Here is a 13,200-nt window from a genome sequence, read left to right as displayed (position 1 = left end):
CCTTGATGCTCAAAAACCATCCGGACCGCACGTGCGCGGACCTCTGGCGAGTAGCGATTTGCCATTTTGCTTTTTGTCATAACCATCATCCTTACTTAAGTTGATGGTCTCCGACAAACTCGGGGCGATTCAGAGATTTCTTTCAGGTGCAGCCTCTCGGGCACCCTGTAGGGTGGCTGGGGGTTTTCAGCCTTCTCTTGTCTCAGCCTCTCAAGGGCCGCGCTGGGCGTTTCCATTTGGGTGCCTCCTGTTCTGTTGATGATCTCTATGGCTGCGATGGTGCTGGAGGGGGCGCAGTTGCCCACGCCCTCCTCTACCGGCCCTTGCGGGGCCTTCACTCGCTCTCAGTTCCGCGCCGCCGCGTCCCGTCATGCACGAAAGACCTTTTTAGTGGCCTTCTTCGCAGCATCACTCGCCATGGCGTCCACATGCTCATTGTCCGGGTCGCCTGAATGGGCTTTGATCTTGTGAAAGATCACCTCTCGGGTTGCCATGAGGGCAATGATCTTCTCCCACAAGTCACGATTGCGAACCTCTTTGCCGTCCGACTTTCGCCAGCCACGTTTGATCCATCCTTCAAGGTATTTCTCAATGCCGTCCTTGGTGTATCCGCTGTCGAGACACACCAACACGGATGCGCCCTCTGGGGTCGCTGTGAGGGCATCTATAACAGCCCACATTTCAGCTTTGTTGTTGGTGGTGTCCAGACTTTGGCGAGCATTTTCAGTCCACTGCCTATCCGGCGAGTACAGACGATATGCGCATCCACCGGGGCCGGGGTTGCCCTTGCAGCTTCCATCTGTGTAGGCCACGTAAAATCCATCGGCCAAGGCCGCTTCTGCACGAGTATCCATAGGGTTATTCCTGTTTGATGATGATGGTTGGGGGTTTCAGACAAGACCAAGCGCTTCCCTCAGGAAACCTTGGGGGGCGACACACGATTATGTCTGTAGGTGCAACCTGAACGGGACACCGCCCCCTCATCAACCTCAGTCACGCCATGGAAACAGATAGAAGACTCACAGGGGCGTCAGGAGAGCCGCACGGGGCCCCTGTGGGCGCTGGGCTGGGCTGGTTAGGGAAACATATCAGGCGACTCTAGGGTGCCCTGTAGGACTCTGAGACCATCAGGCCGATCATCATCCTCGCCCATGATATACCACCCGTCCTTGCGGATCGAAGGCAGGAGCGTGCCCCTCACCCAGTCCTGAAACGCCTTGGCCTCGGGCTTGTCGGAGCGCATGATGAGCTTGTAGAGGCCGCTTTCGGAGACCAGCTTGTTTGAACGCCCCCTATTATAACTCATCCGATGAGTGATAACCTCGGCTACAGACAAAGACCGTATGGCGTGGGTAGTATTCACCGTGCCATCGGGCTTGAGGGCGAACCCGAGCGCCTTGCATACGTCCGCCGCCACAAACCACGGGGCGTTGTCTATCTCGATCACCCGGATGGAGTGGCCTTTGAAGTCGTAGAGGGAGGGGGCCACCGCGTTTCCCCTGTATCGGATACAGGTGAACTATGCCCCAAAGTGTCTTCTAGGCACGTAGCCCCTTCCTCCGATGAAGCGAATCCGTTTCGCTTCTTTGTATGCGTCCCCTCACATCCCCCAACGGGCCAACGCAGCCTCAGCCGCAGCCGGGTCGCCCTTGATCCGCAGCACCGTTTGCCGGGACACCCCGACCACCTTCGCAATCTCAGAGGTGCCAGAGCCGGTGGCCAGCATATCCCGCACCTTGTCCAGACCATCCCGGTCATATGTGGGCTTCTTGCCCCGATAGCGTTCCCGGTCACCCTTGGCAGCCGCTATGCCCGCCTTCTGGGCCTCCTTTGTGGCTTCTGCTTGTGCCTGTGCGGTTGCCGCCATGAAGGCTATCAGGGCGTCCCTTACGGCCTCCTGCATGGGGTCTCTGGTGGCCCCGTCAAAGGTCAGACCGTTGATCACCGTCTTGACCACGACCCCTTGCCGCATGAAGTGGCGGATCGTGTCGGTCACGTCCTGATAGTTACGCCCCAGCCGATCCACCCAGCGCACCACGAGCGTATCCCCGCGCCGCAGCTTGTCGAACAGCCTGCGCCCGTTGGGCCGCTCAGCCAAGGGGACAGAGACACCGGAAACGCCATGATCCGATACCACATCATCAATGACAAAGCCTGCCGCCGTGGCTTGGGATAGCTGGTGGTCAAGGTTCTGGTCTACAGTGGAAACGCGGGCGTAAAGAATGGTCTGTGTCATGGTATCCCCTCAGGTGTCCGGTTGGGTGGTGCCCCCTGATAGGCGTGACCGTTGATGAATGTCAATCCTTACGTACACCCTAGCGGCATCTTTCTTGGTGGCCCTTGGGGTATACCCTTACGGACAAAACAGGATACCCCCAGCCCAGCCTTGAAGGTGGCCCCGTGCATCATCATCCGCGATCAATGACCCCGTGGCGCTGGGCCTTGGCCCCCTGCCCCGTCTCCGGGCCGCGCTGGTGGGGGTATGGGGGATATTACTGGCGCTCGGCTGGGGCGATATGGGGCTTCGGAAATGTGACCCTAGAATAGTGTGAGCGATCTGGCGACACACGGCGAATAACCGATTCTGTGTAATGCTTGTAGTGCTGTCAGTTAATTGAACATGCTTGATGTTTCATGCAGTCTAGCTGACTATCAAGCGATAGCGATAGCATGGGAGTTCCCAGATTTTGCCCTTAGCCAAATTCTCTGGGAATGACGTGAGAAATCCGTTGAGAAGCATTTGGATAATTGATAAAATGAAAAAGCTCTTTACGCGGAAGTGCGGAGACGCACGGTCAGGTGTACAGCCAGACCCTAAATTATTGTTCGCATTTTGGCGCGATAAGACCCAAAAGTTCTTATCGTTCCTCCGAGCACTCGATCCGATAAGAACTTTTGGGTCTTATCGCTTCTTTAAAGGTAATGAGCATTATGTCTCGCGAGTAGGCCAATGACTGCAGTTGGTGACCCGCGAGACAAGTTCCTTGAGCTAATTGATCTACGGAATTCCAGAGTATTACTTGCTCCTCACATAACCTTTGTTTGCGGGGGTCCAGTAGATATTCGTGCGGTCAACAATCATTCCATACGAAATATGTTCATGAATTTATCCGCACGCATGCCCGATAAATCGGAGGGCTTCACGCTAGCCGAAAACTTCAAGGATTGGCAGGCCGGTTATTCGAACTTGTCCGAATTTGAGAACGACATTGCCTCCTTATCTTCCATTATCGTGATCATCTTGGAAAGCGCTGGTGCACTTGCAGAACTTGGCTTGTTTTTTGCGAATCCAAAGTTGAGGGAGAAAATGGTTGTGGTTGTTCATAGCGCACACCACAACTCCGAGTCTTTCATCAAGTTTGGCCTGTTGTCGCCCCTTGAGGCATCAAGAAATGAATCAGTTCTCGTCTATGAAATTGACAGCAGCGATATCGAAAAGATCGAAAACAACGAAATTGAGGAAATATTGAAAGATGTTTGGGATATTTCTGACAAGATCGACAAGACCAGCGCTTTCGACACTCATGATCACGGTCACACCATTTTTCTGATCTTTCAGATAATTGATCTGTTCACGATACTAACGTCCGCTGAAATCGCCGATTTTCTACAAAAACTAGACATAAAAATGTCAAAAAAGCAGGTTCAATCCGCCCTTTATATCCTGCAGAAGTTTAAGCTGGTTACCGGTGAAAAGAGATCATCGCAAACCTTCTATTTTGTCACGCCAAACCTTTCAGATCGTGTTGAGCTGTCTTTTAAAAGAGACTTCTCCGATCCAGATAACCCACGGCGCTATGACTCAAGGGCCATTAAGCTTGAAGTTTTAGATTTTTATCAAAGACAAATGACAGCAAATCAAAGTTTCAATAGGAGATTGAATCTTTGGAAACGCCGGATGGGTGGCGAAGGATGACACCTATATTCGAAATAGTGAGGCGTCGATTCTCTTTCTCTGAGCAAGAGCTAATCTCATATGTGAATACTGCTCCGTTTCGCTATAAAACTTACCATATAAAGAAACGCACCGGCGGCACGCGAGAAATTTCACAACCTTCTCGCGACCTGAAGGTTCTGCAGAGATTCATCTTGTCTGAGTTTTTGCACCGCAGCTTCTCATATCATGATTGCGCCACAGCCTATAGGGAGAACATCAGTATATCCGATAATGCACGTCCTCATCTGCATAATCCTTATCTGTTAAAAATGGATTTTTCTGAGTTTTTTCCATCAATTCGCGCAAGTGATTTTAAGCTCTTTTTGTTGGAGAAACGGATATGTGATTCTGAATTGGAAGCGATAATGTTGGGTCGGATTTTCTTCAAACATTCAGAAGATGGATTGGCATTAAGTATCGGCTCTCCCGGCTCACCGTCCATATCAAACGCAATGCTCATGGAATTCGATCAACGTGTCAGCACTGTCGCTGCAAAAGCTGGAGTGGTCTATACTCGTTATTCAGATGACTTAACTTTCTCGACCTCTCTCAAAGGCGTGCTGTTTGATTTCCCTAAACACATAGAAGAGATACTACTACATCTGGACTACCCGAGACTTTCCGTCAATTCGAAGAAAACCGTTTTCTCTTCAAAGAAATTCAACAGACATGTTACAGGAATCACAATTACGAATGATGAAAAAATGTCATTGGGGCGCGATAGAAAACGTCAACTGCGCACACGTATATTCTTGGCGAGCGAGTTAACAAGTCGGGAGTTAGCGAGCCTACGGGGATATCTTTCCTTTGTGAACCAGATTGAGCCAGAGCTAATCAGAAAGCTATCGCGGAAATATCCGAACCAAATGGCGCTAATCCAGTTGGCGGAGTTTAAGAACACCGATTAACGACACGACGGAAGTTCACGCCCTCCCTTATCGTCGCCGTTCAGAGAACCGATGTGATACTCCGCGCTGCCTTCCCCTCAGCTGTTTGCTATCGTTCCAGACGAAAATCACCCCTCAATCCCCTTGGTGGTTTGGAGGTGCTGACCTTGGTACGGCGGCTTATTCAGAAAACCCCTGCGGGCTTTCCCTATACCCACTCAGCGCCTTTACCAGTGCGTCACGCTTCTGTTCCAGCGATACGGGGCCACCATAGGCCGCATCTTCACCGCCCCCGAAGGCATGGCCTTGGATAGCCCTTTGGGTATCCGGGAAAATCTCCGCCGCCCGCATCCGGTCTTTCATGTTGTGGCGCAGGCTGTAGGTGGGCCTCCCTAGTTGTCATTCAGGTTGCAGAGGACGGTGCTCAAGTGTTACATAGAACCGTACCAACCGCCACGCCTAAAGAATTGCCAACCAATTGAGATAAAAAGGAAAAGACCGAACCTGTTCGATCCCCCTAGGCTCCACCAATTCCACAATCCCACCTTTCAGTCTTTCAACGATCCAGACAGGCGCGCAGGCGGGTTTTCTGGAATTTTCGCTGTGTTTTGCAAAAAATGCTCTGGCCCATGGCGGTCTGGGCGGATCACTGGGTTGGCCCCGACGAAAGACACGGGATTGCAGCAAATTCGGCGGGAGAATCCCTTGACGCGCCTGCGCTTTGGGCCTAAAGACCCCGAACGGAATTCGGGGCGCTGCCTGTGGTGGTGCCCGTTTGTGTTAAGAAGGGCCAGCACGCGCCCTCAGCAAGAACGAGGATGACCCCATGTCGCGCCGCTGTGAACTGACTGGAAAAGGCCCGATGGTTGGAAACAATTCCAGCCACGCCAACAATAAAACACGTCGTCGGTATCTGCCGAACCTCAATGACGTGACCCTGCAATCCGAGACCCTGAATCGTGGCATCAAGCTGCGGATCACCGCGCATGCGCTGCGCAGTGTCGATCACCGTGGTGGTCTGGATGCGTTTCTTGCCAAGGCCAAGGACGACGAGCTGTCGGCCACCGCGCTGAAGGTCAAGAAAGAGATCGCCAAGGCGCAGGCCGTAACGGCCTAAGACGCTCAGTCGAACAGACTTATCAGCAGCCCTGCCCCAATGCGGCGGGGCTGTTTGCTTTTGTCGCTTGCCGAGGTTGGGGGCCGGGGCCTATACCTCGGGCTGATGAGACAGTTTCGCCCGATATTGGCCATTGGCCTCTGCCTGCTTTTGACGCTCACGAGCCAGAGCCTTGCGGTGGCGCGGGGAGTGGCGCAGCCGGTGGGCGAAATCGTGCTTTGTACCACCACAGGGCCGGTGACAGTCGCGGTGGACGCCGAGGGTCAGCCCGCCGCCCCGCCGCATATCTGCCCGGATTGTCTGCCGGGATTTGCGGTGGTTCTGGCCAACCCCCCTGCCCTGCGCGCGTGGCAAGCCGCTGTGCGGCGGATTACGGTGACAGAGGTTGCGCCGCATGTGGTGACGCGCAGCCTGCCCCTGAGTATGGCGCGCGCGCCGCCCGTGGTGGTCTGACCCCGATTCCATCACCGATACACAGACCTAAAAGGAACGACAGATGTCCCTAAAATCCAACGTCTTCGCGGCGCTTGCCGCCATTGCCCTTGCTACGCCGGTTCTGGCGCAGGAAATCCATGTGCTTGACACCTATGCCCGCAGTGCCAGCCCGATGGCCAAGACCGGCGCGGCGTTTATGTTGATCGAGAATATCGGCGATGCCGATGACCGGCTGATCGGCGCGGCCTCGCCCGCCGCGCATAAGGTCGAGTTGCACACCCATATCGAAGAGGGGGGTGTGATGAAGATGGTGCATGTCGAGGAGGGCTTTGCCATCCCCGCTGGCGAGACGCTGGTGTTGCAGCGGGGCGGGGCGCATGTGATGATGATGGGCCTGACCGAGAGTTTCGAACAGGGCAAGATTGTGCCGCTGACGCTGGTGTTCGAGAAATCCGGTGAGATCGTGGTCGATGTGCCGGTCGATCTTGACCGAAAGCCCGGCGCGTCCCATGGCAAGGGGCATGGCACCGGGAACTGAGCCACGACGGCGTTGCAAAACGTCAGGCGCGCGGCGGCTGTTCGGCTCGAAGGAAACTTTGAGCCCGAGACAGGAGCCGCGCGGTCTCTGGGCCGGGGACAAGCGATGCAATGGCGGTGATTGCCGCCTTGTGCCAGCAAAGCCCGGATGACTTGTCAGAGTTATGCGGCACCACAAAATCGCTAGGCCGCTGGGCCCGGCCCAGGAATCGCGCAGCGGCGCATGCCGCGTCTTGTTCCACGCATGGCATATGAAACATCAGAAATAGGCCAAGAGTGACCAGAGACGTCCCGCGCTTGCCGGGACAGTCTCGTTGATCAGCCCACCGCGCGACCGGCCATCTTTTCGAGATGTGCACGCAATTGTTCGGCCTCATAACGGGCCTCGCGCAGGCCGTCCATGGTGGCGGCCAGTTCGGCCTCGGTCTGGCTGATCTGGTTGGTCAGTTCCGCCTCGCGCTGCTGCAGGTAGGTGATGGCCTGATCGCGGGTTTCCTCGGCTTCGTGCAGTTCCTGCGCCAGACGCTCCAACTCTCCGACATCGGAGCCGGGCACGCGGATGAAGCGATGCACCAGCCAATTGGCGAACCAGCCCATGCAAAACGCCACAAAGAGGACGATGGCGGTCGCGATGATGAATTCGGTTCTGTTCATTCGGTGGCTTGGTCCTGCGTAGTCTCTTTGGCCTCTGTCCCTTCTTCCCCCGGTTCTTCGAGGCTTTCAAGCGCTGTTTGCTCATCTGGCACGGGTGCTGGCCGGATCAGGCGGAATTCGATGCGCCGGTTGGTCTCTCTGCCCTCTTCGGTGCCGTTGTCAGCGATTGGGGCACTCTCACCATAGCCTTTGGCGTCGATGCTCGAAGTCAGAACCCGGCGCATTCGCAGTTCATCCAACACGGCACGAGCCCGCGACAAGCTGAGTTGTTCGTTCATTTCCTCGCGGCCCTGACTATCGGTATGACCGCCGATTTCCATGCGAATCTCGCCGCATTCTTTGAGGATGTCGGCGATATCATCCATGATTGCCCCACCCTGAGCGTCTATAGTGGCCGATCCCGGTTCGAAGTTGATTTTGCGGGTGGCTTGGATTTCAGCGATCAGCGCCTCGCATTCTTCGGGGGTGGGCAGGCTCGCGATCGGATCAAGCGCCTTTTTATAACTGACGTCGATCACGTATTGTTCGGACCCGCCAAACTTGTCCGACAGGAACTGAGCGATTTCGGCGCTGGCCCCTTTGCTGCCGGTGTTGCCCTGAACGCTGAGGTTGTCGGGGGTGACGGTAACAACGCCATTGGAGAGATGCGACAGGGCCTCGAGTCCCGTCAGCACACGGATCGGCCAATCGCGCGGCAAGCCTTCGGCAACGCGAGCCGTCAGATGCACCGAATCGGAGGAAAAGCGCGCCTTGGCAAAGCTGCGCACGGTTTCGCGGCTGGCCTCGCTGCTCACCCGGCCCCGAATCAGCACTTGGCCCTCCGGTGAGAGGGTGGCAACGAATTCCGGTTCGACCGGCTGTGCGGTATCCGGGGGCGGTGGCAGGGTCGCGGTGAGGGCGAACACCTCGGGGAGATCCGCCTCAAGCTTGCCTGCGACATCGTCAAAGCGGTCTTGTGGCGTGCCTTCGGGAGCCAGCAGGGCAATATCGGCATCCGAGAAGGTCACGCTGCCGCCCCCCATATCCGCAAGCGCCGCGAGCGCCAGTTCGGCCGCGCGTGCCCATTGCGGCGAAGGCACGCCCATGCCGATCACGCAGTCAGCCTTGGTTTGCATGCCCGCCTTGCCAGCGGCGCGCAGAATGCGCTCGCGCGCCTCTTCGGTATCGGCGGAGCAGGCATCAAACCGGGCCCCTGCCCCGTCGATCACGAAACGCAGGGTAAAGGGGGTGATCACCGGGCGGGGGGCCGAGATCGCCAGAGCTAGGCGGACATCGTCCGGGGCGTTGCGGGCAAGCTCTCCCTCGATCCGGCGCTGTGCTTCGGGGCTGTCAACCATTGCGGTGATCTCGACCCGTTCGGCGCTCACGGAAATTTTGGTGCGGGGCAGTTTGCCGAGCGAGCGCACCGCGTACCGCAGCGCGTCGGGCCATGTTTCGGGATAGGGATAATCAGCGGCATCGAGCAGGTCCGCGATGGGTGCGCCATCGGTCGCAGAGGAGATATCCGCCAGAAGCTTGTTGCGATTGGTTGCAGACGGCACGAGGCCAATCAGCGAAATGCCGCTGTCGTTGCGCAGGATCTCGATGGCAAATCGTGGCGGCGCGATGTCGGCCGCGTCCTGCACCAGCATCTGGTCGATCACCCGCGCCGCATCAACCACGGTGCCCGCAAGCGACAGCGCCTTGAAGCGGGTGGCTTCGGAGGGGGCGGTGCCTGCAAGGAAAAGCTGGAGTCCGTCGCTGTCCACATCGGCCCAGACCAGCCCGGCGCGGTCGAGCGTATCGCGCACAGCGCGGCGCGAGCTGTCCTCGATAGTGCTGACGGCAAAGCCTGCGGCCACGACAGCAAGCAACGCTGCCCCGGCAAAGGTTCCTGCGATCGTGAGGGCGGATGATAGACGCATCGGGCAATGGCCAATAGTTGGTACTGCTTACGTCTTTAGGCGGGCGACGGGGCGAGTTCAATCACAGCAGACAGGCAACGGCGAAAAACGGCACAGGCAAGAGGCCCGCATCGCGGTTGGAGCGAAACAGTTGCAGCAACCGCGCCGTGTCGTCGAGACGCAGACGGCGCATCTGGCCCTGCATATGCCAGCCCATCGCCCAAGGCCCGCAGAGCGCCACGAGCAGGGCCGTCAATTTGGCATCGGGTACTGCGAGAATGACCGCCACTGCCATGAGCGACACGGTCGCCACCAAAAACCACTGTAACCAGCGGGGCGAGGTATCGCCAAACAGGCGTGCGGTGGACTTCACGCCAATCAGGGCGTCATCCTCGGCATCCTGATGGGCATAGATCGTGTCATAAAACAGCGTCCAGGCTATGCCCGCGAGATACAGAATGACCGCCGGGGCCGCGAGCCGCCCGGTGTGGGCGGTCCAAGCCAAGAGCGCACCCCAGTTAAAGGCAAGGCCGAGAAAGACCTGCGGCCACCATGTAAATCGCTTGGCGAAGGGATAGACCGCCACCGGCAGCAGCGAGAGCACGCCAAGCGCGATTGCCGCGGCATTGAAGGTGAGCAGGATGGCACAGGCCAAAAGCGCCTGCGCCGCCATCCAGATCACGGCGCCCCGCACCGTGACCTGCCCCGATGGGATCGGTCGCGAGGCGGTGCGCGCCACGGAGCCATCAATATGCCGGTCGGTGATGTCATTCCAAGTGCAGCCCGCACCGCGCATGAGAAAGGCACCAAGCGCGCATCCGATGAAGATCCAGAGGTCATGCCAGCCCGCCTGCCCGTCCGAGAGCATCGCCAGCGTCAGGCCCCACCAGCACGGCAAGAGCAAGAGCCATGTGCCGATAGGCCGGTCAGCGCGCGCCAGCCGCAGGTAGGGGCGGGTGACCGGCGGAGCCAGCCGATCCACCCAATTGCCTGCATAGGCATCGGAAACCTGTCCGGTGGCCTCTGGCGTCTGGTTCTTTGCGGTCATATGTTGGCCCCATGAAAACGGCTAAGATCAGGCTTTATGTAGAGCACCGCCTGGGGGAAGGGCAAACCATTCCTCTGACCCGTGAGCAGGCGCATTATCTCTTTGGGGTGATGCGGCTGGCGGTGGGCGATGCGGTGTTGCTGTTTGACGGGCAGCATGGCGAATGGCGCGCCGAGGTGGTTGAGGCGGGCAAGCGGGGCGGCGTGCTGCTGGTGGCCGAACAGACCGCACCGCAACGCGATCCCCCGGACCTGTGGCTGATGTTTGCACCAATCAAGAAGGCACGCACAGATTTCATTGTCGAAAAGGCCGCTGAAATGGGGGCTGCCCGGATCATCCCGGTGCAAACCGATTTTACGAATTCAGAGCGGATTCGACAGGACCGCCTGCAAGCGCATGCCGTTGAGGCCGCCGAGCAATGCGGTGGCACCTATGTGCCCGAGGTCTGCGATCTGCACCGGCTGGACCGAATGCTGGCGGATTGGCCTGCAGAGCGACGGCTGATGTTTTGTGACGAGGGATTGGCAGGACATGCGGCGGCCCTTGCCGGTGATCTGCCGCGCGGCACGCCTTGGGCGATTCTGATCGGGCCGGAGGGCGGCTTTTCGGATGGCGAGCGCGCCAAGCTGGCGGCGATGCCGCAGGCGCATGCCGTGAGCCTCGGGCCACGCATCCTGCGCGCCGATACGGCCGCCGTGGCGGGGATGACGCTCTGGCAGCAGGTCTTGGGGGATTGGGCATGAGTTTTATCCGCCCGCAGGCTCGTGCGGCCCTCTGGCGCTGGCGCGAGGTGTTGAGCGGGCTGGCGATCGCGGCGCTCGGGCTGTGGTGGGGCATTGGCAGTTTCGGCCTGTTGCAATGGCTGGGGTATGCGCTGCTGATCCTGGCGGGCGCGGTTCTGGTGATGGGTGTGCAACGGGCGCGGTTTCGCGCCGGATCGGGCGGCCCCGGCGTGGTGCGGGTGGACGAAGGGCAGGTTGCCTATTTCGGTCCGCTGACCGGGGGCGTGGTGGCGATCCGCGATCTGGATGCGCTGACGCTCGATCCGACGGCGCAACCGGCGCATTGGGTGCTGAGCACGGGCGGCACTCCCGATCTGTGTATTCCGCTCAGCGCCGAGGGGGCCGAGATGCTGTTTGACGCCTTTGCCGCCCTGCCCGGTCTGCGCACCGAACATATGCTGGCGCAGATGCGCCGCCTGCCTGATCACCCGACAGTGATCTGGCAGAAATCGCAAAGCGCTCCCTCGCACCTTTGGCTGCATTGACAGTCCGGACGTTTGACGCCAACTGTGGCGCTCGTGAAAATTGCCTGATCAGGAGGCCCGAACATGTCCATCCCACAATCCGGCGGCGGGCCGATTGAACGCCATGAGCAACTAGCCGAATATCTGGCAAGTGGTTGCAAACCAAAGCAAGATTGGCGCATTGGTACCGAGCACGAAAAGTTTGGCTATTGCAAGGACACGCTGCGCCCGATCCCTTATGAGGGTCCGCGCAGTATTCTGGCCGTGCTCGAAGGGCTGCGCGATGGCCATGGCTGGGCACCCGTAGAAGAGGGTGGCAAGCTTATCGGTCTTGAAAAAGACGGCGCGAATGTGAGCCTTGAGCCGGGCGGGCAATTGGAGTTGTCGGGTGCGCCGCTGGAAACCATCCATCAGACCTGCGACGAGGTGAACGAGCATCTGCGCGACGTCAAGGATATTGCCGACAAGGTGGGTGTGGGCTTTATCGGATTGGGCGCTGCCCCGATCTGGAAACATGACGACATGCCGCTCATGCCCAAGGGCCGCTACAAGCTGATGGACAGCTATATGCAGAAGGTCGGCACCATGGGCCGCACCATGATGCGCCGCACCTGCACCGTGCAGGTCAATCTCGATTTCGCCTCAGAGGCGGATATGGTGCAGAAACTGCGCGTGGCACTGGCCTTGCAGCCGGTGGCAACAGCGCTTTTCGCCAATTCCCCGTTCTTTGAGGGCAAGCCCAATGGCCACAAGAGCTGGCGCGCGCGGGTCTGGCGCGATCTCGATCCGGCACGCACCGGCATGTTGCCATTTGTGTTCGAAGAGGGCTTTGGCTTTGAGGCCTATGCCGATTATGCGCTCGATGTGCCGATGTATTTCGTCTATCGCGACGGCAAGTATATTGACGCTCTGGGGCAGTCCTTCCGCGATTTCCTGCGCGGTGAACTGCCTGCCCTGCCCGGCGAAAAGCCGACGCTGAGCGATTGGGCGGATCACCTGACCACCACCTTTCCCGAGGCGCGGATCAAGAAATTCATGGAAATGCGCGGTGCGGATGGTGGTCCGTGGCGCAGGCTTTGTGCGCTGCCCGCGTTCTGGGTGGGGCTGATGTACGATCAGAGCGCCCTCGATGCCGCATGGGACATCTGCAAGGGCTGGGATGCCCAAACGCGCGACGCGCTGCGGGTTGCCGCCAGTGTGGACGGGCTACAGGCGCGGGTGGGCAATATCCACATGCACGAGCTGGCCCGTGCGGTGCTGGATATTTCCGAGTCCGGTCTGAAGGCGCGGGCACGGACGGGCGGTGGTGGCATGATCCCCGACGAGACGCATTTCCTCAATGCGCTGCGCGAGAGTGTCGAGACCGGCAAAACCCCGGCGGATGAGTTGCTGGATCGCTACACTGGGGATTGGCAAGGCGATCTGAGCCGGATTTACACCGACTACAGCTACTGAA

At 58.4% G+C, this 13,200-nt stretch carries 14 protein-coding genes; 8 read left to right on the top strand and 6 right to left on the bottom strand.

What is annotated here, in order from left to right; translation table 11 throughout:
- Positions 1 to 368: 368 nt before the first annotated feature.
- The 3 genes from ACN0SW_RS12120 to ACN0SW_RS12110 all read right to left on the bottom strand — a co-directional run bounded on the left by ACN0SW_RS12120 (position 369) and on the right by ACN0SW_RS12110 (position 2,236).
- Positions 369 to 854 (bottom strand): ribonuclease H family protein, encoded by a 486-nt coding sequence (locus ACN0SW_RS12120; RefSeq protein ID WP_417728186.1) that lies wholly within the window; start codon positions 852 to 854, stop codon positions 369 to 371.
- 221 nt (positions 855 to 1,075) lie between these two features.
- Positions 1,076 to 1,489, bottom strand: coding sequence for a Bro-N domain-containing protein (locus ACN0SW_RS12115; protein ID WP_417728185.1), 414 nt, complete (start codon positions 1,487 to 1,489; stop codon positions 1,076 to 1,078).
- A 111-nt stretch (positions 1,490 to 1,600) separates the two neighbouring features.
- Positions 1,601 to 2,236 (bottom strand): recombinase family protein, encoded by a 636-nt coding sequence (locus tag ACN0SW_RS12110; RefSeq protein ID WP_417728184.1) that lies wholly within the window; start codon positions 2,234 to 2,236, stop codon positions 1,601 to 1,603.
- Positions 2,237 to 2,950: 714 nt separating this feature from the next.
- Here ACN0SW_RS12110 and ACN0SW_RS12105 point away from each other — a divergent pair.
- From ACN0SW_RS12105 to ACN0SW_RS12085, 5 genes are all read left to right on the top strand, one after another.
- The gene (locus tag ACN0SW_RS12105; protein WP_417728183.1) at positions 2,951 to 3,916 is read left to right on the top strand and encodes a retron St85 family effector protein; all 966 of its coding nucleotides are present in this window, start codon (positions 2,951 to 2,953) and stop codon (positions 3,914 to 3,916) included.
- Entirely contained in the window at positions 3,913 to 4,845 is a 933-nt protein-coding gene (locus tag ACN0SW_RS12100) for a retron St85 family RNA-directed DNA polymerase (RefSeq protein WP_417728182.1), read from the top strand. The genes ACN0SW_RS12105 and ACN0SW_RS12100 overlap by 4 nt, the downstream gene beginning before the upstream one ends.
- An 805-nt stretch (positions 4,846 to 5,650) precedes the next feature.
- Positions 5,651 to 5,941, top strand: a complete 291-nt coding sequence (rpmB, locus tag ACN0SW_RS12095) for a 50S ribosomal protein L28 (RefSeq protein ID WP_417728181.1) — start codon at positions 5,651 to 5,653, stop codon at positions 5,939 to 5,941.
- Between the two features lie 105 nt (positions 5,942 to 6,046).
- Positions 6,047 to 6,394, top strand: a complete 348-nt coding sequence (locus ACN0SW_RS12090) for a hypothetical protein (RefSeq protein WP_417728180.1) — start codon at positions 6,047 to 6,049, stop codon at positions 6,392 to 6,394.
- A 43-nt stretch (positions 6,395 to 6,437) separates the two neighbouring features.
- Positions 6,438 to 6,914 carry a copper chaperone PCu(A)C gene (locus ACN0SW_RS12085; protein ID WP_417728179.1) on the top strand — a complete coding sequence of 159 codons (477 nt, stop codon included), beginning with the start codon at positions 6,438 to 6,440 and terminating at the stop codon, positions 6,912 to 6,914.
- A 317-nt stretch (positions 6,915 to 7,231) separates the two neighbouring features.
- Here ACN0SW_RS12085 and ACN0SW_RS12080 read toward each other — a convergent pair whose 3' ends face one another.
- The 3 genes from ACN0SW_RS12080 to ubiA form a co-directional block, all read right to left on the bottom strand.
- Complete coding sequence (locus ACN0SW_RS12080; RefSeq protein ID WP_008280346.1) at positions 7,232 to 7,567, bottom strand: hypothetical protein; 336 nt, start codon at positions 7,565 to 7,567, stop codon at positions 7,232 to 7,234.
- Positions 7,564 to 9,471: an OmpA family protein gene (locus ACN0SW_RS12075; protein WP_417728178.1), complete on the bottom strand. Its 1,908-nt coding sequence runs from the start codon at positions 9,469 to 9,471 to the stop codon at positions 7,564 to 7,566. Before ACN0SW_RS12075 ends, ACN0SW_RS12080 begins: the two co-directional genes overlap by 4 nt.
- A 61-nt stretch (positions 9,472 to 9,532) precedes the next feature.
- Positions 9,533 to 10,498, bottom strand: coding sequence for a 4-hydroxybenzoate octaprenyltransferase (gene ubiA, locus ACN0SW_RS12070; protein ID WP_417728177.1), 966 nt, complete (start codon positions 10,496 to 10,498; stop codon positions 9,533 to 9,535).
- 11 nt (positions 10,499 to 10,509) lie between these two features.
- On the opposite strand from ubiA, the gene ACN0SW_RS12065 reads away from it, so the two are divergent.
- From ACN0SW_RS12065 to ACN0SW_RS12055, 3 genes are all read left to right on the top strand, one after another.
- A complete protein-coding gene (locus ACN0SW_RS12065; protein WP_417728176.1) occupies positions 10,510 to 11,241 on the top strand; it encodes a 16S rRNA (uracil(1498)-N(3))-methyltransferase in 732 nt (243 codons plus the stop codon).
- Positions 11,238 to 11,765, top strand: coding sequence for a hypothetical protein (locus ACN0SW_RS12060; RefSeq protein WP_417728175.1), 528 nt, complete (start codon positions 11,238 to 11,240; stop codon positions 11,763 to 11,765). The genes ACN0SW_RS12065 and ACN0SW_RS12060 overlap by 4 nt, the downstream gene beginning before the upstream one ends.
- A 63-nt stretch (positions 11,766 to 11,828) precedes the next feature.
- Positions 11,829 to 13,199 (top strand): glutamate--cysteine ligase, encoded by a 1,371-nt coding sequence (locus ACN0SW_RS12055; protein WP_417728174.1) that lies wholly within the window; start codon positions 11,829 to 11,831, stop codon positions 13,197 to 13,199.
- Position 13,200: the final 1 nt, after the last annotated feature.

Source organism: Roseovarius sp., from assembly GCF_048262375.1.
GTDB lineage: Bacteria > Pseudomonadota > Alphaproteobacteria > Rhodobacterales > Rhodobacteraceae > Roseovarius.
This window is presented reverse-complemented; position numbering and strand designations above follow the sequence as displayed.